Source organism: Nocardiopsis sp. Huas11 (assembly GCF_003634495.1).
Classification (GTDB): domain Bacteria; phylum Actinomycetota; class Actinomycetes; order Streptosporangiales; family Streptosporangiaceae; genus Nocardiopsis.
Window position 1 is genome coordinate 5,824,314 of sequence record NZ_RBKY01000001.1, and the last position, 20,160, is coordinate 5,844,473.

A 20,160-nucleotide genomic window follows, 5' to 3' on the forward strand; every position below is an offset into this window, starting at 1 on the left:
GCCGCCCGAGCCCGGGGGGATTCAGTGACACCACGGGTTGTGCGAGGGATCGCAATGATGACATCCCACAATGCCCTCCGGCAACCCACTGCCACTGGAAAGCGCATTCCACCTGCTTCCGGCGCCCAGCAACCCGACCTCTCGAAGCACCCCCACGGCACCACCCTCGGCACTGATAAAGAAAACAGGATATTGACAAAGGATAGTCCGTCCCTAACATAGCAACATGCCGACCCCCCACGAAATCCACCCTCCCACTCCTGCCCGCATCGCACTCATCGGAGTGACCGGCCATCTTGGCCGTGAGATGCTCTGCACGGTGACCCGTGAATTCCCTGATTCCGAACTGGTGCTCATGGCCAGGGCCGACTCTGAGGAGCATCTGCGCTCACGCCTCGACGCGGCCGCGGAGTGGGCGATCGGTTCGACTTCGGAACGCAGGCAGAGCCAGATGTCCTACCTGAGGGTCGATCTGTCCCGCAAGGGGCTCGGCCTGGACGGTCCGGGGATGGACCTCCTCCGCGGCGTGGAGGAAGTCTTCTTCCTCGCTTCGAGCATTTCCTTCACGATGTCGGCGGAGGAGGCTATACGAGCGAACGTCGATACTCTGCGGAACTTCCTGGGCACATGCTCCGAGCTCCGCTCCACCGGCGCCCTCCGCACCCTGCACTACGTTTCCACGGCATACGTCTCCACGACCGAGGAGAGCGTCGCCAAGCCCTCACCTTGCGATCCTCACGCACAGTTCCGCAACAACTACGAGTACTCGAAGGCGTGCGCCGAGCAAGAAGTAATAGATTCCAAAATACCTGCACTCATATACCGTCCCTCGATCATCATCGGCTCTTCGAAGAACGGTCGGGCACACGGATTCGATACCGTCTACAATTTCGTCCGGTCCTTCGCACGCGGACGTCTTCCCTTCGTCCCCGCCGACCCGGATCACACACTCGACATCGTTCCCTCGGACTATGTCGCCGATACCATCGTCGCGCTGGCCCGGACACAACGGTCCGGTACCTTCCACATATCCGCTGGTAAGAGCGCCCCGACGGTCGGGGAGGTCTACGAAAGCGTACGACGAGTGCTCGCCGACCGCCAGGGCGCCCACAACGGACTCGACCTTCGGTTCTTATCACCGGAACTGACGGCGGGAATCGAGTCCGCGCCCCGGGGCCTGATCTCCTCGCGCCTGCGGAGCGCGTCCCGTCTCATCTCGGCCTATCTCCCCTTCCTCAGCGCGGGCGTGCCCGAGTTCGACAACACGGCGACGGTCGGTGCCACCGGCCTGCGCCCACCCGCGTTGGAGGAGTACGCGGGCCTGGTGTGGGCCTACGCCCTCGACCACGACTTCGGCGCCCGCGGAAGGCACGGGAGTCCACGGGCACAGACCGCTGAGCGCGCGAGCCGGGCGTCGGCGCTGCGCCGAACAGATCCCGGCACGCTCGACGGACTACTCGCCCGCAGCGCACGGCGGGCTCCACGGAGCACGGCGCTCGTGACCGGCGAGACGACCCTGACATACGCCGCGTTGGAGACCAGCGTCCACGAGCGTGCGCGCGCTCTCGCCGACGACGGTGTCGCGGCGGGAACGCGTGTGGGCCTGAGGATGGCGCACGACACCACCTCGGTCATCACGTTCCTGGCCGCGCTCAGGGCTGGGGCCCGCGTTCTCCTGTTGCCCGAGGAGGGAAGCCCACCACCCGCCTGGGGTGGCGCACCAGTACTGGACCCCGCCGGTTCCCCCGTCGGTACCGGAGTCGGAGTCGGTACCGGTGCCGGCTCTCCCACGCACGCCGGAGGCGTCGTCTTCGCGACCTCGGGTACCACCGGAGAGCCGAAACTGGTTCAGCACCGCGGCCGTTCGCTGGCGGAGAGCGGGCGGGCCACCGCCCAGGCCACCGGACTGGACGGGACGGAGAACATCGCACTGCTGCTGCCGCTGTTCCACGCGTTCGCCGCCGGGATCGTCGTCCCCGCCGCGCTCCACGCGGGCGCCTGTATGGCGCTACCCGTCAGGGGTCTGACCGGTCTGGACGCCTTGTCGCGCACCCGCGCCACGCACGCGGTCGGTGTCCCCACGCACTTCCACCGGTTCGTGGAGGAGTGGCGGGAGCGAGAGGCGGTCGGTGACACCGGCGTGGACCTGTCGAGCTGGACGGTCAGCATCTGCGGTGACGACCCGGTGCTACCCGCCCTGCGCGAGGAGTTCGAACGGACCTTCCTGCGCCCGATGGCTCAGGGATACGGACTGAGTGAGGCCCTCCTGCTCTGTTTCACCGCCGCCGTCGAGCCCGGGTCCCCCGACTGCGTCGGTCGGCCGTTGCCCGGCGTCCGGATCAGCGTCCGCGGACCCGAAGGCGACACGCTGCCCCATGGACGCCGGGGTCGTATCTGGGTCAGCGCGCCGACCGCGATGTCGGGGTACGTGGGGGCGGAGCACAGGCGTTCGGAGTGGATCGACACCGGCGACATCGGCTGGTCGGACGAAGGGGGGCGCCTCCACGTGAGCGGGCGCTTCCTTCGCCAGGGCGGCATCGCGGAGGTGGCCGAGGTCAACGGCCGGAGCGTTACCAGCCGCGAGGTGGAGAACGCCCTACTGAGTTCGGGCAAGGTGCGCAGGGCCAAGGTGGTCTTCACCGAGGACACCACCCACGCCTTCGTCGTGGCACGAGGAGGGGTCCGGGACCTGGACCCGGGTGACCTGTCGGCCTTGCTGACCATTCCCGTGACCGTCACCGTCGTGCCCCATCTGGCGGAAACCGCGGTGGGGAAGGTGGACCGGACGGCGCTGCACGAGATGATCGCGTCCGGCCGAGCCGTCTGACGCTGTCTCCCTGGACCGGCCCCGGTCCGGACCCACCCCGGCCCGGGAGTCACCCCGAGCCGCTCCCCTTGCTCCGGGGCGGGGCTCGGCTGATCCTCGCCGCGCGGCGGGTCCGTGCCCGAGCTCTCGGATCCGGCGCTCCGCCTCCGGCCCGATGAACAGCATCCGGCCAGGCTCGACTCTCCCCTACCCTTCCAGTCCACGACGGATCTGGCTGGTGATGCTCACGTCCTCGATGGCGCTGTCCCCCGCCGGCATGAGGGCCTTGGACAGGATCAGCGAGAATCGGCCGCCGTCCTGTTCGAAGGGCAGGAACACCCCCGGTCCCTTCTCTTGGCCGGAAGGCACCACGCAGAGATAGAGTCGTCCGGTTCCATCAGGATGTTGGCGCTGCCCAGGTGGATCCGATAGGAACGCAGGTCCCCACGCACGCGCAGGAAGCGGCCGTCGATCTCCAGCCGGTCGGCCGCGCCCAGCCGGGGCAGCAGGAGCTCCAGGGCCTCGCGCCGCACGACCGCGCTTTCGGTGAGTTCACCGAAGGCCGCCTCCCTCCAGTAGGTCTGGTGGGCGCTCTCCCCCCTGTCGAACCACTGGGGGTCGGCGGCGATCGAGGTCACTCCCACGGCCAGGTCCACGTCGCGCATCGCCTCGGACAGTGCCAGCACCGGCACGTCCACGAGGGGAACAGGCGCCCTCTCGCCCGCACGGCGGAAGCGGACCTGGTCGGTGGCGCAGTAGCGGACGGGATCGAAGTGGTCGTCGGCCACCGCGATGTCGAGGCTGACCTCCCAGGAGGTCCCGCTCTCGCGATCGGTGCACAGGCGCTCGGCGGGGCCGTCCTCACCGCCGTGCCATCCGCCCAACTGGTGGACGCTCCACCCGCGCTCGTTCAGCAGGGCCTTGGCCTGCCCGTACCTGAGGACGTGGGCGGCGAACCGGTTGGAGTAGACCCCGGTAACCTCCTCCGCCGGTGTGAGCGCGTAGATCTCCCGGTACGCCTGCTTGAGGGGTTGGGCGATCTCCCGGCCGGTCACGTGCTCCCGCCACCGGTGCACCGTCTCCGGGCGGCTCCGCACGGGGTGCCACAGCCGCACCCGGGCACCGCCGTCCAGCGTCGCGGTGTTCGCGACCACCGCCCCGTCGGGGCCGACCAGGCGCCAGTGCTCATTGTCGGCCTCGGGCAGCCCGCACACCCAGGTGCGACCGCCGTCGGCGCTCACCTCCCACAGCAGCCGCCGGGCGAGAGTCCCGGTGACCGGGTGGTCGAGATAGTGGCGGACCCAGGACGCGGCGGCCCACACCCGCCCTCGTCCAGGAAACCCTCCAGACGGACCCGTTCGGCGGCCACCGCCTGACGCAGCTCCTTCAGCTCGGCCCGCAGCGCCTTGACCTCGTCCGGATGCGACGTGCGCAGGGCCGCAGGAGGACTCGCGACAGGACGCCCCTTCGCGGAGACGAACCCCAGCGCGGCGGTCCCGTCCGCGTCCAGGGTCACCGTGACCGGGTACTCGCCCAACGTGTCGGCCCCGACCCCGTCCCGGCCCAGGCCGAAGTCGGGGACGGTACGTTCCAGCAGTTCCTCGCCGGTGATGCCCCATCGGTCGGCGATCTCGCCCGGCGGACGTCGTCGTCTTCGTTCTCGGAGGGGACCCCCGTCGACCCGGTTCCAAGCGGTGGGCGGCGAAGAAGCCCAACCTGGTCAACGTCGCGGCGAGTCGTGCCAAGCAACGCCTGTACGTGATCGGCGACTACGCGACCTGGTCCCAGTTGGAGCACTTCGACGTGCTGGCCGGCGAACTGCAACCCTGGGCGATCACACCATGGGGACCGTCCCCAGAGCTGCCCCCGGTTCACTGGTGGTCGTGGAGGGCTCGGCCGGCAACGGCGCCGAACCCCACAGGGCGAGCGGTCAGCGGTGGGCCGGGGAGCCGCAGCACTTCTTGTACTTGCGGCCCGCGTCGCACCAGCACGGCTGGTTGCGTCCGGGCGGCCAGGGGATCAGCCTCGGGTCGTCGTGGGTGGCGGTCGCCCGCCCCCGACCAGGCGGGTCTCGCGCTCGGCGGGGCCCAGGCCCTCGCGTTCGACGAACTCCACGATCTCCTCGACGCCGCGCGGGAGCACCCGCCAGGGGCGTACCGGGGTGTTCGCGGGTGTGCTCGCTCCTCACGCCTTCGGCGGCGCGACAGTAGGCGTCCGCTCCGTGCTCGGCGGTCTCCCCGGTGAGCAGGCCCCGGCGGCGGGCGTCCTCGAAGGCCTCGCGTGCGAAGAGCACGTCGACGGCTCCGCCGGGCTCGGCCCCTGCTGGCGTGCTCACCCCACCCGGGCTCCTCCTCGTCGAGGATCGCCCTGGCCGCTTCGAGTGCCGCCCTGTCGTGCTCGTCGGGAGCGAACCACCGACTGCGAGCGCAGGTCCGCGCGACGGATCAGGAATCCAGGGAGTGTGTGTCCAGTGCCTCGACGTCCTGGGCAGGGCGGCCAGGTGGGCGCGGGCGGCGATGCTGTAGCAGCGCAGCGCGCCGACCGCCTCGCCCCTCTCCTTGAGTTCGTCGACGAGCTGGGCGGTACCGCGTTGCGGCGGTGGGGCGGGATGCCCGAGGTCACCGTCCTGGTCGGTGAGCGCCTCCAACCACAGGTGCTGGACTGGAGGGTGATCCGGCAGGTCGACGAGATGGTCGGCCAGGCGTTCGCGCGCGACCAGGTCGGTGAGGGCGCGCAGGTCCGCGAGCGATCGCGGGGGATCATGGCGCCGAATCGCTGCGGGAGGGGCTGCGGACCGGTAGAAGTGGGACGCGCACACACCATCGGACAGCGGGGAGCAGCTATGGCGGAGCGGGTACTCGACAACCGGGTGCACCGGTTGAAGATCGTGTTGGAGGGCACACGCCCGCAGGTTTGGCGCCGGGTGGAGGTGCCCTCGGTCACCCGGCTGTCCGATCTGCACAGGCTCATCCAGGTCGCCATGGGCTGGGAGGACACGCACCTGCACGCCTTCGAGTTCGCGGGACGGCGGTACAGCCCGGACGAGGGGCTCGGTCTGGGCCCCGCTGACCGGAACGAGCACACGGCCCGGGTCGCCGACGTGCTGCGCCGCAGGGGCGCCAAGGGGGTCTACACCTACGATTTCGGCGACGACTGGTCGCACGGCATCACCGTCGAGGAGATCGTGGACGCCGACCCCGGTGCCGTCTACCCCCGGCTGGTGGACGGGCACGGCGGCTGCCCGCCCGAGGACTGCGGCGGGGCGCCCGGGTTCGAGTATCTTCGCCACCTGCGCGACCACCCCGAGACGATCGCCGGCGGCTTCCACGGGGACATCGAGGAACAGCGGGCCTGGGTGAAGGAGCTCGCACCCGACGACCTCGACCTGGGCAGGGCCCGACAGGAGTTGCGTGAGGCCTTCGAAGCGCTCGCCCTGGTGGAGGCGCCCCCGCGGTCGGCGGAGGACACCGTCCCCGCCCGTCCGGTGTCCCTCCCGCCCGACGAGGAGCTGGCCCGTGCGGCCGTGGAGTCCTCGCCGCTGCGCGAGCTGCTGGCGTTGGCGCGGTGGTTCGGCCCCGGCCGGGCGCTGACTTCGACGGGGATGCCGCGCCCCGCCGATGTCCGAGTGGCCGCGACCGAGCTGGACCTGTGGCCGAACGCTTCGGCGCAGGAGGCCGAGGAGCGCGCCGAGCGGCTGAAGCGGCTCCGTGCGGCCAGGGACCTGCCCGGTTTCCTCCCCCTGTGGAGGTGGACTATGGACCTGGGCCTGGTGAGCGTGGAGTCCAAGCAGGCGGTCGCCGCTCCCGTGACCGAAGGGCCCTCCCCTGAGCGGGTCCTGGAACTGTGGTGGGAGCTGTTCGACGGCGCGGTCGAGGGCGACCCTGGACCGGACACGCTGTTCGGGATCGACCCCTACGAAGCCGAACTGTTCCCTCCGGTCCTGCGCAGGCTCTACGAGGTTCCCGACGGGGCCGAGACGTCCTTGCACGATCTGTTGGCGGAGCTACTCGGAGATCTCACCGGGGTGGGCGGAGTCCCCGCGGAGGAGGCCGAGGCGGTGCACGCGCCCATGCTGGGTGCCCTGTACCGGGGGATGCGCGGCCTCGCCGCGAGCGGCGGTGTCCGTGTGAGCGACAGGACCCCGGACGAGGTCGCCGACGCCTATCTGTCCCCGTTCCTCCCGCCGGCGTTCCTGACCGGGCCCGGACCACGACTGCCCGAGGAGACGGAAGTCGACTGTTCGGTGGCCCTCACCCCCCTGGGCCGGTACGGGGTGCGCCGGATCCTGCTCCGCGAGGGCGTTCCGGCGCTGCTCAGCGGCGGGTTCGCCGACGCGGGGGCGGCCGCGTTCCTCGACGCGCTGATGGGCGTGCCGCCGGAACTGCACGCGGCCGAGGTCGCCCCGTGGCTGGCCGGGCGCACCCCCGAGGACGCGGTTCGGGAGGTCGTCGAGGCGGCTTCGGCCCCCACGGGGAAGGGGCCCTTCCGGCGAGCCCTGGCGATGAGGGTGCTGGAGGCCGTGGGTGAGCCCGCCCTGCCACACCTGCGCGCCCTGCTCACCTCGGACCGGCCGACCGTGGCCGGGCTGGCCGCCGGCGCACTGCTCGCCGCGGCCGACCTACCCGAGGAGGAGCACTCCCGGCTTTGCGCGGAGTTCGGGCCCTGGTTGGCGATCGACATGGTAGCCGCCCCGTTGGAGATGGGAGAAGACCACCTGTCGGTCCTGCTCGCACTCAACACCACCGAGGACACGGGGCCCATCGGACGGCTCCTGTTGGAGGGCGCCGACCGTCTGTGGAGGGTCGACCACCCCGCGACCGTCCCTGCGCTGGAGGCGGTGGGGCGGCTGCACCCGGACAGGAAGGTCGCCAAGGCCAGCCGGCGCGCGGCGCACAAGGCGCGCAGTCGGGCCTGACCGCCCGCACCCCGCGCGGGGCGTGCCCGGCACGGGGTGCCGGCGGTCAGTCCCGCGCGAGGTCGGCGATCACCGACCCCTCCTCCACCCGGCGGACGTGTTCGGCCATCACTTCGGCCAGGTCAAGGTCCCACCACGTCGGGAACGGGAAGGGCCTGCCGGTCAGAGGACGGTTCGAAGCGGAGACCGCCGCCAGGTAGTGAGCGGTGTCGAACCGCCAAGGCCGTCAGTTCACATGATCCTTGACCGCGTCGGCGATGCGCAGGCCTCGGGCAGACCGGTGTGCACCTCCTCGGGGCGCAGGTGCACCTGAACTGCTCCTTGGCCTGGACGAACACCGCCATGACGGCGCGGTAGAACTCGGAGTCGGGCGTTGAGATGGGCGAAGGCGCTGTAGGGGCCGCCGTCCGCCGGGGGCTGTGATGTAGCGGTTCCGGCCCCTTGGGGAGGTTCCGGCCCCTTGGGGAGAGGGTGAGGACATCATCCCTCCCAGTAGTCGGAGACAGCGCCCGATGGGAGAGACCGTTCGCCCCCTTTCATGCGATGGGCGGCCGGCTGAGGCGGGGGTGCGCGGCGGGAGGGAGTGATATCTCACCCAGGCCCTGTGAGGCCGCCGATCCCGGCCCGGGACCACCGGTTTCCGAACGGTGGCACGCCTTCGCGGGTTCGGAAGTCGACCGAAAAAAGTCGGGATCACGGTCAGGTTTTCAAATTCATCACAGATTCTCGGCAGAAAGCTACAGAATCGTCATAGAGAGGGTGCACAGTAGAAGAATGAAGCGCTGTGATTTCTGTGAACTCCCCATCGGCGAAGGCTGCGCCTGCGCGCTGCCCCGGGACTACATCGGCCCCAGTGGCACGGGGACTCCCTTCTCCACCGTGAGTCGGCACCCGTCCAGGGACGCCATCCTGATCTCCCTGCGGGGTGTGGCCCACCGTAACGGATGCAGCCACCAGTCCGACTCGAAGGTCAGTGCACCGCTCTGGGGCTGGATCGACGCTCCCGACCCGAAGATCTGGCAACGCATCAGCACCGCCTCGCCCCTCCAGGCCACCGCGGGCAACACCGCGCGGTCCGCCACCCGCCGCTGCCGGACCTGCGACCACTGAGGCTCGCCCGGCCGGACCGGCAGCGCCACGGCGGGCCGATGCCCGTCGGCGCGAGAGCGCCCAACCCCAGGAGCGGCAGCCGCCTCGGGCATGGACGCGGACCCGGCTGACGCACGCCCGCCGCACACGTAGGCCGCGGCACGCCCGGAAGTCCGACACGGACTCGGCGAGCCGCGGCGGCGATGTCCGCCATGCCCGCGGACCCGGGATCGCGATGGACCCGAGTTCGCGGTGTGCCTCCCCGACCCCTCGCGCGGTCGGGGACGGCCCCGTTCCGCGTCGTGCCCGCGTGCCCGACGAGCAGCAGTTCCGGTAGGCCCTCAAGGGCGCGTCGCGCCCGCGTGGCCGTCAGTGCGCGCCCGGAACCTCCTATGAGCTTCGGCCGCTCGGCACCTCGCACGATCTCCAGCGCGCCGTATCCGCTCGGCACGAGTCCCCCGCGCGCCCTGAGCCTTTCGATGAACAGTGTCCGCCGGACGCCTGCGCGCTCCCGGCCATGCACGGGATGGCAGGCGGTCGGTCGGTGGCGGCTGGGATACTCCCACGCATGCGTCTCCCTCTCCCCTCTAACCCCATCGCCTCCACGCTCCACCTGGACTGGACCCGTGCCAACGATCCGGCGCGCGAACAGCAGGTCGTCGATCTGCTGGACACGGTCGAGAGACTGCTGGCCGGTCGACTGCGCGACCGTGGAGTACTCATGGCCGCCCTGGCCCGCGCCCTCACCCGCGCCGACCTGCCGGAGCCACACCTGCCCTGGTACTGGGACACGGTCGGCCACCGCATGGCCGCCGTCCACGAGGTCAAGCACGCGGGCACCGCCTACCGCCTCGCCCGCGAGGCGGAGGCCGTCCACGGCCTGCCGGTGGACTCCGGCCACGCGGTGGACAACGCCCTGCTCTTCGCCCGCCACGGCGCCCTGGCCGCCAAGGAACTGGCCGCCCACCAGAACCGGCTCACCGAACTCCTGCCGCCGCCGGAGGCGCACCGGGAGTTCCTGCGCTTTCTGGAGGCCTGGGCCGGCGGTCCCAGCCCGATCCCGACCGGGCTGCCCGCCCGGCTGCGCGCCTCCCTCAGGTCGGTCGGCGAGGGCGCGGCCGAGGAGTCACGCGCACTCAGCCGCGTCCTGACCGCGACGCGTGGCAACGACGTCCCTCCGCGCGTGGTCGAGGCCGCGGCCGCGGCCTTCGCCGCGGTGCCCCCGCCCGAATCGGACCGGCAGCGTCTGGCCGACCTCTTCCCCAACACCGAGAGCGACGGCGCCGAGTGGCTTCGGCTGCTGGAGACGATCGGTGCGACCGACGACCTGGCGCAGGGACGGATCCGTCCCGCGGACGGCTACGGTCCCTGGCTCTCGCGGTACTTCCGCACATACGGGTGGGTGCGCTCCGGCCGATACTCCGTGAAGAACCAGATGCCCGAGGAGCTGTACGCGCTGCTGCCGCGCATCGCCCCGCACATCATCGCCGAGGGCGTGCCGGTCCCGCTCTACCAGAGCAAGTTCGCCACGGGCTACGGGCACGTGAACCGGCGGCTGGTCCTCACCTGCGAGTCGCTCGGCATCACCGTGGACCTGCCGGCGAAGGCCGAACGCCCCACGCCACCCCCGCCCGCGCACGTGGGACCCCGACCGGCCCCGGAGATCGTGGAGCGCACCACCGCGAAGGCCGCGTCGGTCCGCAGCGCCCCGCTGGGGCAGGCGCAGCAGGCCCTCACCGAACTCGACGAGTGCCTGTCCCATAACGTGATGCGCAACATGGAGGAGGTCGAGGACCTGCTGGACGGGCTCGATCTGGCCGAGCCCCTCGCCCGCACGCTCCGGTTCGGCATCCCAGGGGAGCTCGGGTGGCCGGCCTTCGAGGAGGCCGTGGCCGAGATCGGCGCCCGCGACGGCGGCGTCGTGGGGATGACCTCCACCTGGCCGGTGCTCACCGTCTACGGCCGCGACGCGGCGGTGGCCGTGGACCTTCAGGGCCGGCGCGGTTCGTGCGCGTTCACCCTGCCCGCGGACGCCGACCGGCACACGGTCCACTTCGTGGGCGGCGACTTCCAGGTCGGGTGGACCATCGGGGAGAGGGACTTCCGCGAGCGTCAGCCGACAAGGGCCCTGTGGACCTCGAAGCCCGACGACGTGTTCGAGACGGAGTCCCCCGGCGAGCTGTTCAGAGGCGGCGGCGCGCAGCAGGCACTACGGCTGGTGTTGGCCGCCCCCGGCGGCGGACGCTACGACGCCGACGAGGTCCTGCGGCCCGGGTCCCGGCGCGGCGTCACCCGGGTCACCGACACCCTGAGCGACGGGACGCGCGTGTGGTCGGGCAGCGGGAACGGGCACAGCGGCTTCGCCGAGATCGATCGGGAGACCGGTGCCCGGGGTGACGACTCCTACCCGGGCTTCCTGCGCCCGGACCCCGAACTCAGCTACAGCGATCACATGGACTCGTGCCAGCACCTGGTCCGGCTACCCGAGGGGATCAGCTCCCCACTGGGCGCGAAGGACGGCCTGGCCGGGTTCCGTCTGGAACGGGTCGGCCCCGCGCCGGAGGGAAGCCGGAAGGCCACACGCGCTCTGCGCGGTACGGACGGGCGGCGCGCGGAGTTCGCCGTCCACGGCAACCTGACCTACTGGGGCCTGGTGCGCATGCCCGCGAACACCGCCGACGGACTGGTCGGTGAGACGGGTCTGGGAGTCATCCAGTGCCGCGACCCCCACGACGACGCCCTGATCTGGGAATCCTGGGCCTGCCCGAAGGCCGAGGTCGAACCCCACCAGCAACGCAACCTCCAGGAGAAGACGGCCTTCCTCCCCCTGGTACCGCCGCCCGCCTACTGGCACTTCCTCACTCCTCGGGACGAGGACGCCTCACGGGCCCTACGGCGAGTGGACTCCGCCGCCGCCGGCGCACTCATCGACGCGGCCATGACCGCCCGGACGGACCAGGACGGCGATCCCCTTCACGCGTCCGTGCCCGCGCCGTCGATCCGGGAGTCGGCCGCCTGCCGGGCCGCCGTGCGCGAGGCCGCCACCCGGCTCCTGCCGGAGGTCACCGACGCCACTCTCGTCGACGACCCCGGAGGCCTGGTGTGGGCGGTGCTGTGGGCCGCCGACCTGCGGCTGCGCCGCCAGGAGCTGTCCCGGCGCACGGCGCTCGTGCGCGCCGACGCGCTGATCCGACCGGAGTCCGCCGCTCCCGACAAGGACGTGGACGCCGCACTCTCCGGTCTCTTCGGCCCCAGGGAACTCGACTTCCACCCCGCGTCCCTCGACCTGGCGGCCACGATCACCGCGGTCGCGGCCGACGGAGCGCGACTGGACGGCCGCACCGACGAACGCACACGTCGGCTGAGCCCTCCCGGAACACCCGCCCGCTGGGACCAGCTCCTCGGTGAGACCGACGCCTGCCTGTCCTCCCTCGCCGCCGGGACGGCGGCAGGGCCCGCCCGCGAAGCCCTGGCGGCCCTCCTGCGCACCTGGGCCGGGCAGCCCTTCGCCAGAAAGGGGACGGCCTGGGTGCGCGGGCAGGCCACCGGCGCGGCGCTCGCGCCGTTGGTGGAGACCGGCGCGGCCGTCGTCACCGAAGCACCGTCCAACCTTCGCTACGCCGACAAGCGGAACACCAAGCACTGGTCCGGGGTATACCACCCGCACACCCGGTACCACTACGTGCGCGCCGAGGCCGCCCCGGTGCCGTTGGGAGCCGAGGAGGAAGCCCCGGTGCGCGTCGAACGCGACGAGGCGGACCGGATCCGGCGCTTCCTGGACCTGTTGGACCGGAACGGCCCCGTCGCACTCGCATCCGAGTCCGCGGCGGTCAAGGCCTTCCGAGCCGCCACCCGCGTGGCGAAGGGCACGGCCGAGTTCGTCCTCTCCGGCGGACTCACCCGGGCCGGCGCCGAACCGGACCAGGGCGCGGCCCGCACGGAGTACCGCAAGACCGGTGCCACGCTGAGCCCCGCCGGACGGCGCCGGATCCTCGCGGCGGCGGTGCCCGACGATCCCGCCGACCTGTGGCGGCCCGGCGGCGCCACCGCCGCGGCCGAACGGATGGCCGGTGCGTGGGTCGAACTGCTCGGCGCGCAGCCCACCAAGGCCGAACTGGCCGCCGCCAAGGCCGCTACCGAGGTCACCGACCTGTTCGCGGCCGACCTGAAGCTCGACGCCGCCTGGGCAGGTGTCCTCACCGATCCCGCCGGACACCCCGACGCCGACGCGCCCCGCCGACTCGTGCAGTGGGGTCAGGGCGAACTGGAAGTGCACGTCGGCGACTCGGGGCGGAAGGTCTATGCCTTCCACGACCACGCCCGCCCCTTCCGGACCCTGGCCACCGTCCTGGCCTGGTCCGCCCTCCAGGCGCCCGTGGGACACGCCGCCCACGCGGCGGTCCCGGGGCTGCACGAGCGCTTTCGAACGTGCGCCGGCGCCCCCGGCATGTTCGCGCCGCTGTCCTCCTTCGTCTCCCTCCCCTCGGCGCGGACCTGGATCGAGAAGAGCGGGGCCGCCCCCGTTCGCGTCGGAGCGAACGGACTCCTCATGCCAGGTCCGGGTACCTGGCCCACCCACAGCGACGGCGTCCTCGTGCTCCCCGACCCGAGCGAGCACAAGGCCTCCGTCCACGGGGTGATCCGCGTCGCGGGACTGTTCGATTCGGACGCCGTCGCGCGCACCCTGGGCGTGCTCGACGACCTGGGCATGAACCGCGTCGCCTGCGAGGTCCGCCACGCCGCACTTCTGTTCGACGGCAGACTCGCCCGCATCGCCGAACGTGCCGCCGCGACCCCCGTCCCGGAGGGCGGTTTCGAGGCCGACCCGCGCCTGAGCGCCCCGGACCTCGTGGCCGAGGCGGCGGGCACGCTCGGGGTGGGCGCCGACGCCGCCTCGCTCTACCTCCAGCTGCTCACCCTCGCCCGACCCACCGACCGCAACGTGCGCCGGTGGAACCGCTGGTCGGCGGTCCACCACAAGGCCGTGGCCGCCGAGCTCCTGGCGACGGGCACCGTCGTGGAGGGCAAGCGCGCCCGCTCGGGACGGAGCCTGTTCGTCCCCGGCGGCTGGACCGAGCTCAAGGCCCCGCACCTGCCGCTGGAGACCGCCAAGCTGGCGACCCACCTCGTCGAGGTCCAGTACGACAAGGACATCGAGGGCCCCTTCACCGCCGTCCTCCCGCCGGTACCCTTGCACGAGATGTTCGAGCAGGCCTGGCGGGAGGTTCGGCGTGGGTGACCCGGAACGGAAACCATGACAGCCGACCGCGACCCGCTGCCACCGCTCCCCCGCCCGGTCAGGGGCGTCTTCGTCCGCCACGTCATGCAGACGGCGTGTCCGGGAGACTTCGCCTTCGTCTGGCTCGACGCCGAACCCGGGCCCGCCGGCACGGGTGTCGAGGTCGTGGACGACCTCCCCGACACCTGTCCCCAGCCGGACGAGCCCCTCCCAGCGGAGTACAGGCGCGCCTTCGCCACGGGGGTCCGGGATGGGATGGAACGGCTCGGAAACGGCGGGTCCCCCTACGCGGTGAGGATCGTGCTCCGCGACGCCCGGTGGCACGAGGTCGATTCGAACGCCCGCAGCTTCGAGGCCGCAGGCCGCTACGCCGCCGCCGAGGTCCTCGCCTGCGTCCGCGAGGGTCGTGAGCCCAGCACCGTAGGGCGCGGCGCGAGGCCCGACCGACCCGTCCCCACCATGCCGGGAGACCGCCGCCCCGGAAACCGGTGAGCCGCCGGAGGACCCCGTCGACGGCGAGGTCCTCCGGTCCCGGGACCGTCGCCCTCAGCCGTGCACGCGTTCCCCTGCCACGGCCTCTGGTGCGGCCGGCCTCAGTCGGTCTCCTCCCCGAGGGTCCACACGCGTTTGAGCGGCAGGTCCTTGACGATCTCCTCCACCACCGCCTCGGGTTCGGTCAGACACCGCCAGGCGGGAACCCGAACCGTGCGCAGCCCCGAGACCTTCTCGAACAGGGCGGCCCGATCGAGGGTGCGTTGGAGTGCCCGCCCTGGAGGCAAGGACACACTCGTGCCGATGCCGGCGCGGTCGATCATCACAGCCGTTCCCTCCCCTTCCGCCTCTCCCGCCCTCGCGGATACCAGCAAGTCGCAGGCGTACCCTCCCGCGCGCTGGTACACCTTCGGTTCGGCGCCACCGGCGGCGAAGGCCTCGAACAGCATGCTCCGGGCATCGTCGGCCGACCCTCCCCCGTCGTCGGCCGGAGCGGTCGCGAAGTCGGCCAGTAGTCCGCCCTGTTCCGACCAGTACCGCCGGTCCCCGACCACGTACAGGCGAGCTCTGGCCCGGGTGACGGCGACGTTCCACAGGTTCTGCTGCCGCAGCGCCCACTGCCCGCTGGACCGGTGCACACCGGTGGCCGCGGCCGGCGAGACGACCATGACGTCCCGTTCTCCGCCCTGGAAGGTGTGCGCCGTCCCCACCCGGATACGCCGGAGTGCCTCCGGTCCGAGTCGGCGCTCGATCTCGCGCACCTGCGCCGTGAAGGGCGAGACCACACCGATGCCCGCGTCCTTGGGCAGACCGGTCCAGAGCTCCCGGAGCAGTTCCACGACCGCTTCGGCCTCCGCGGCGTTGCGGCAGGACCTGCCCCCGGGTCGCTCGCAGTGCCCGCGCACGTCGATCCACTCGGTCACCGGGCCCTCCGGCAAGGCGGTCCTCGCGGTGTCGGTGCGCACGGCGAGCCGGTCGCCATAGAAACGGCGGTTCACCGGAGCGACGATGTCGGGATGGCACCGGTAGTGCTCGTCCAGCCACAGGACCTCACCGCCGCCGGAGGCCAGCGCGGAGGCTGCGGCGTGATAGGCGGAGGAGCCGGTGTAGGTGAGCGAGCGCTCGTCGAGGTCGTCCCCGGGGAGCCCGTGGGCGGCCTGGATCCTGCGGTCGTCCCGGTCGGTGAGCGTGTTGACCGGGGACAGCTGGTGCGGGTCGCCGATCACCAGGGCCCGCCTGGCCCGGTACAGGAGGGGAAGCAGGTCGGCGACGGTGCACTGGCTGGCCTCATCGACCACCACCAGGTCGAAGAGACCGGGGGTCGGTGGGAACACTCCGCGCACCGAGCGCGAGGTGGTGGCCCAGGCCCGCACCGTACCCACCAGGCGCTTCATCCCCTTCCAACCCGACGATCCCGACTCCAGGTTGCGCAGCCGCTCCTCGATGACGGGCCGGCCCCTGACCAGCGCCTCGGCGACCCGGCCCAGCAGCAGCCGCCTGCTGTCGTCGCGTCGCTCGTCGCGCAACGCGCGGACCCGGTCGGCCGCGTCTTCGGGCCGGGGTCCTGAACGCAGCTCCGCCAACAGGTCCGTCCACTCGCGTTCCGTGGTCAGGAAGGCCAGGAGCGCCGCCAGTTCACGCTCCGACCCGGCGATCCCGAGGCTCCTCCGTGTACGCCAGCGGTGCCACCAGCCGGTCCACCTGCCCTCCAGCGCGGCTGCCGCCCTGCGCATCCACAGGTCCACCCGCGCCGACTCACCGAAGGTCTCGGGTGCTACTCCCGACGGCAGCGCTCCGATCTGCCTGCGCCTGATGTCCGTCAGCACCGTCAGACGGCGTTCGGCCGTCTCCGCGGCGGCCAGGTCGTGCTGGGCCGCGTCGAGTCCGCGCTGGCGCATGGCCAGCCGCTCGTGCGCGGTGTGCACGTCCACGTTCTCCCAATAGGCCGCGATCAGCCTGGTGAGGATGTCGCGTTCGTTGCCGCGCCTCTCCTGGTTGCCGGTGCGCACCACCACGTCCGCTTCGGGACTGAGCCGGTTGACCTTGGTGACGACCTCGTCCACGGCGGTGTTGTTGGTGGAGGCCACGAGCACGGACTGCCCGGCCGCGACCGCGGTGGTGACCACGGAGGTGATGAGCTCGGTCTTGCCGGTCCCCGGCGCGCCCGTCGCGACGGTGAGGGTCCGGCCCATCGCCGACGCGAGGATCTCCTCCTGTGCCGCGTTGCTGAGGCCGGTGACCACGGGAAGTACCGCACCGTGTTCCCGCACGGCCTGCCCCGGGTCCGAGAGCACCGCGAGCGCCGTGCCCGCGATGGTGTCGAGCTTGATCCCGGTGCCCTTGTGGTGGTCGAGGTCGCCGATGAGCTGTTTGACGGCGGCTCCGGCCGGGTCCCCCCGGTAGAGGACGGCGGCGTTCTGCGCGCCTCGCCGCGCGCCTCGCCGCACGTCGACGGTGTCCCGGAGCGCGCCGGCGACCAGGTCGTCCACCCTCGGCAGGTCGAGCCTGGAACAGACGGCGCGGGCCTTGTCCGCCAACCCGGCGACCCCGTTCCCGCCCCAGTCGACCTCGAACCAGGAGACCAGCTCCTCGATGTCGCCTTCGTCGAGTGCGGCGGCCGAGACCAGCAGCTCCCGGTTGAGTTCCGGTTCGCCGACCGGGACCAGGAAGCGCTGGTCCCGGTCCTCGACCATCTCCACGTCCATGACGAACAGGGGGGCGCACTTGGCCCGCCGTCCCTTTCCGCGCTCGGAGCGGTCGGAGTCGAAGAGCACCGCCGGGTAGCCGTAGCGCAGGGGCCTGCCGTCCTTGTCCGCCTCCCTGGCCAGGCCCTCGGCACGGCCGGTGAGCCGCCACCGGTCCGCCGATCCGCTGAGCAGGGCCTCCGAGCCCATCTCGCAGACCGCCACGTCCTGCCCGTTGGCGTCGGGCAGTTGCTGGAGGACGCTCTGCCTCAGCAGACAGTCGCGCTGGTAGTCCAAGTACGAGCCCCAGTTCCACCCGCCGCGGGCGTGGCCGGCTCCGGCCGCCGGGCGCCCCTCAGCCGCCGAGCCGGCGTCCCGCTGCCGGGCGTCCCCCGCCGAGGCGGTGGCCGGGCGCCCGCCCGCGCCCGGGAGATCGGCGGCCGTCGCGGAGCCTGTGTGGCGTGCGAGGACGAGCTGCCCCCGCACCCCGAGGGCGAACGCCGTGACGCGCTGGCTGTCGACGTGCTCCACCTCGCGGTGGACGTACTGGTAGAGCTCGACCGCGTCGATCCAGCCGTCGCCGTTGGTATCCGGTGCCGCGCCCGCGAGTCCGTGTACGACCGCCGCCGTGAAGGGCGAGGGCTGCGCCCCCTGGGTGTTGTCGCCCTCCCGGGCCTTCTCCAGGGCGCCGGAGGCCGCGATGACGTAGGTGCCCGCTCCGTCGCTGAGCTCCCGTTCGAAGTCCAGGTGGTCGTCGTCGCCGGACCGGGTGGCGAACCCGTCGGCGAAGGCGCCGCCGTGGCAGCAGTCCAGCAGCAGCACCTTGCTGCGCATACGCGAGTCCTCCAGCATCCGCTTGAGGACCTCGGCGGAGATCGCGGTGGTCTCCAGACGCCGGCGCCTGGTGTCCCGGAAGGCCAGGTGGAGGCGGCCCCGCTTGTCCTTCACCCCGTGCCCGGAGAACGAGACGAACAGCAGGTCACCGGGTCGCCCGTCGCCCAGGGCCGCTTCCAGAGCCTCCATGGCGTCGGTGCGGGTGGGGTCGGGCAGCACGAGCACCCGGTTGAAGTGGCCGTTGGCCTCCAGGACCTGTTCGAGTGCCCGCAGATCGGCTCGGGGCGAGCTCAGGTCCTCGAGGTCCTCGTAGGTGTTGACACCGATGAGGATCGCGGTGCGCATCAGGCCCCGTATTCCGCTGACCCGCCGGTGGACGGCCCTTCGCCGCCGCGCAGGGCGCGGACGTAGGTCTCCACGTCCTGGGCCGCGACCCGCCCCGTCACGGTGACCTTGGCGCCCTCGACCTCAACGGTCACCGACCGCTGTTCACTCTGCTCCAGCCACGAGCCGACGAGGGACACCACCGCGGTGAGCACGGGCTTGAGCAGGGCGCCGGTGACCAGGACGGCCCCGGCGAGGGTCGCGGGGTCCGCCGACCGCGTTCCGCTGTCGGGCTCCGCTTCACCGTCCGCGGGCCGCACCTCGTCGACGTCCAGACCCTCCAGGAGGAGCACCAGGTCACGGGTGTGCTGGTCCGCCTCCTCCTCCGTGACGTCATCCGCGAAGTCGACCCTGGCCACCAGCTCACTCGGCTGCACGCGCGCACTCTCCAGTTCCACCGCGGACGGCCGCATGGTCACGGCCCGCTGACACTCCGCCACCAAGGTTCTACCAACGGGTGCGCGCGGGCGTCAGGGCCTTTGGCCCCCTGACCGCTTCCGGCCACGGCTTCGTGCTCCTGCTCCTGGACGTCCCTGGGACCGGGATCACAGCTTGCTTCGGTCGAGGGTCACTTCGCGGGGCGGGAGGCCCTTCGTCCGACGACGAGCATGACCACGCCGGCGACGAGGCCGACCAGCCCGAGCGCGGCTCCACCGATCACCCCGACGATGCGCCGGTTGTACGTGGCGTCCACGGTTCCGGCACGCGCCACACCGTGGATGATGTCGGATGGCTCCCTACAGAGCAGGGTGTGAGTCCCGGGCTCGGACGTGTCCAGCGGACGCGAGAACCGCCAGAGCTCATCGGTCTCGTACACGATTCCCGTGATGACGTTGTCGACGCGCTCCCCGGAAGGGCCGTAGTGCATGCAGGAGAAGGTGTCGTGGTCGGTGCTCCAGAGCTCCCACTCCTCCTGCTCACCCTCGGCGACCTCGAAGGTCATGGAGCCGCCGCCTTCGGTCTGCTCGACGAAGTCGGGCACACGGAAGGGCGATGTCACACCCCACACGGCCATAAGCGCACCGACCACCAGCGACGCGACGATGGTCAGCGCTCCGATACGGGTCCAGGGACGTGGAGCTCGGCCGCACCGCCGAGTTCGTCCTTGTCATCGCCTCCGAGGCCCGAGGAACAGGAGTGGGCACGGTCGCGACCCGGATGACGCTCGACTACGCCTTCCACATCATCGGGCTGGAGATGGTGTGGTTGAAAGTTCTGGAGCCGAACGCGGCCGGACGACGTGCCTACGCCAAGGCGGGATTCCAGGAGGTGGGCACGGTGCGCAGCGCCGGGCAGTGGATGGGCCGCCGGTGCGGCGAAGTGGTCATGGACGCGCTCCCGGAAGACCTCCCCACCATCTCCGTGTTCGGTCGCGGGCCAGAGGCATACGTCCAGCATCCGGCGGTTTGCGCTGTCCTCCCCGCCCCTCATCGCCTCAGTTGTTGCCGTCGTCGTTCATCGCCGCCTCCTCACGTGGTGGTCGTGTGGGAGAAGACCCCGGGCCCGGGTTCCCGATGGCTTCCGACCTCATCCAAGCCCTTCCGTGGGCTCCCGCCAACGGGATTGCCCGACCTTGCTTCCAGCACGGTGCGCCCGGCCTCTCAGGAGCCCCGCACCGCTCGGGGCGCCGCACGGAACCCCGCCGTCGCACCCCGCTCCGGATGACGTCCACCGCACACACGACGACGGCCGGGGCGGGGCGCCCCGGCCGTCGTCG

12 protein-coding genes and 1 pseudogene are annotated in these 20,160 nt (G+C 71.8%); 6 read left to right on the forward strand and 7 right to left on the reverse strand.

Annotated features, from left to right (window positions below; all coding sequences use genetic code 11):
* Positions 1–226 precede the first annotated feature (226 nt).
* Positions 227–2,827: an AMP-binding protein gene (locus tag DFP74_RS26315; protein WP_121185727.1), complete on the forward strand. Its 2,601-nt coding sequence runs from the start codon at positions 227–229 to the stop codon at positions 2,825–2,827.
* Between the two features lie 275 nt (positions 2,828–3,102).
* On the opposite strand, the gene DFP74_RS26320 is transcribed toward DFP74_RS26315, so the two are convergent.
* From DFP74_RS26320 to DFP74_RS34985, 3 genes are all read right to left on the reverse strand, one after another.
* On the reverse strand, positions 3,103–4,128 hold the full coding sequence (locus DFP74_RS26320) for a DUF4132 domain-containing protein (protein ID WP_233571170.1): 1,026 nt from the start codon (positions 4,126–4,128) through the stop codon (positions 3,103–3,105).
* A gap of 608 nt (positions 4,129–4,736) precedes the next feature.
* On the reverse strand, positions 4,737–4,829 hold the full coding sequence (locus tag DFP74_RS35240) for an SEC-C metal-binding domain-containing protein (RefSeq protein WP_370013527.1): 93 nt from the start codon (positions 4,827–4,829) through the stop codon (positions 4,737–4,739).
* Positions 4,826–4,948 (reverse strand): hypothetical protein, encoded by a 123-nt coding sequence (locus tag DFP74_RS34985; protein ID WP_255499647.1) that lies wholly within the window; start codon positions 4,946–4,948, stop codon positions 4,826–4,828. The genes DFP74_RS35240 and DFP74_RS34985 overlap by 4 nt, the downstream gene beginning before the upstream one ends.
* Positions 4,949–5,276: 328 nt before the next feature.
* On the opposite strand from DFP74_RS34985, the gene DFP74_RS26330 reads away from it, so the two are divergent.
* Positions 5,277–7,721, forward strand: a complete 2,445-nt coding sequence (locus tag DFP74_RS26330) for a plasmid pRiA4b ORF-3 family protein (RefSeq protein ID WP_147453914.1) — start codon at positions 5,277–5,279, stop codon at positions 7,719–7,721.
* 46 nt (positions 7,722–7,767) lie between these two features.
* On the opposite strand, the pseudogene DFP74_RS35245 reads toward DFP74_RS26330, so the two are convergent.
* Positions 7,768–7,935, reverse strand: a pseudogene (locus DFP74_RS35245) (hypothetical protein); the annotation flags it as partial.
* 560 nt (positions 7,936–8,495) lie between these two features.
* Between DFP74_RS35245 and DFP74_RS26340 the strand changes: the two are divergent.
* The 3 genes from DFP74_RS26340 (at position 8,496) to DFP74_RS26350 (ending at position 14,541) form a co-directional block, all read left to right on the forward strand.
* Complete coding sequence (locus DFP74_RS26340; protein ID WP_199725786.1) at positions 8,496–8,831, forward strand: hypothetical protein; 336 nt, start codon at positions 8,496–8,498, stop codon at positions 8,829–8,831.
* 547 nt (positions 8,832–9,378) lie between these two features.
* Positions 9,379–14,049, forward strand: a complete 4,671-nt coding sequence (locus tag DFP74_RS26345; RefSeq protein ID WP_121185731.1) for a hypothetical protein — start codon at positions 9,379–9,381, stop codon at positions 14,047–14,049.
* Positions 14,050–14,064: 15 nt separating this feature from the next.
* A complete protein-coding gene (locus tag DFP74_RS26350) occupies positions 14,065–14,541 on the forward strand; it encodes a hypothetical protein (protein WP_199725787.1) in 477 nt (158 codons plus the stop codon).
* 101 nt (positions 14,542–14,642) lie between these two features.
* Here the strand turns inward: DFP74_RS26350 and DFP74_RS26355 are convergent, their stop codons facing one another.
* The 3 genes from DFP74_RS26355 to DFP74_RS26365 all read right to left on the reverse strand — a co-directional run bounded on the left by DFP74_RS26355 (position 14,643) and on the right by DFP74_RS26365 (position 19,473).
* On the reverse strand, positions 14,643–18,404 hold the full coding sequence (locus tag DFP74_RS26355; protein WP_233571171.1) for an AAA domain-containing protein: 3,762 nt from the start codon (positions 18,402–18,404) through the stop codon (positions 14,643–14,645).
* Positions 18,404–18,820 (reverse strand): hypothetical protein, encoded by a 417-nt coding sequence (locus DFP74_RS26360; protein ID WP_147453915.1) that lies wholly within the window; start codon positions 18,818–18,820, stop codon positions 18,404–18,406. The genes DFP74_RS26355 and DFP74_RS26360 overlap by 1 nt, the downstream gene beginning before the upstream one ends.
* A 191-nt stretch (positions 18,821–19,011) precedes the next feature.
* Positions 19,012–19,473 carry a hypothetical protein gene (locus DFP74_RS26365; RefSeq protein ID WP_233571172.1) on the reverse strand — a complete coding sequence of 154 codons (462 nt, stop codon included), beginning with the start codon at positions 19,471–19,473 and terminating at the stop codon, positions 19,012–19,014.
* A 44-nt stretch (positions 19,474–19,517) separates the two neighbouring features.
* Between DFP74_RS26365 and DFP74_RS34695 the strand changes: the two genes are divergently transcribed.
* On the forward strand, positions 19,518–20,108 hold the full coding sequence (locus DFP74_RS34695; protein ID WP_255499648.1) for a GNAT family N-acetyltransferase: 591 nt from the start codon (positions 19,518–19,520) through the stop codon (positions 20,106–20,108).
* Positions 20,109–20,160: the final 52 nt, after the last annotated feature.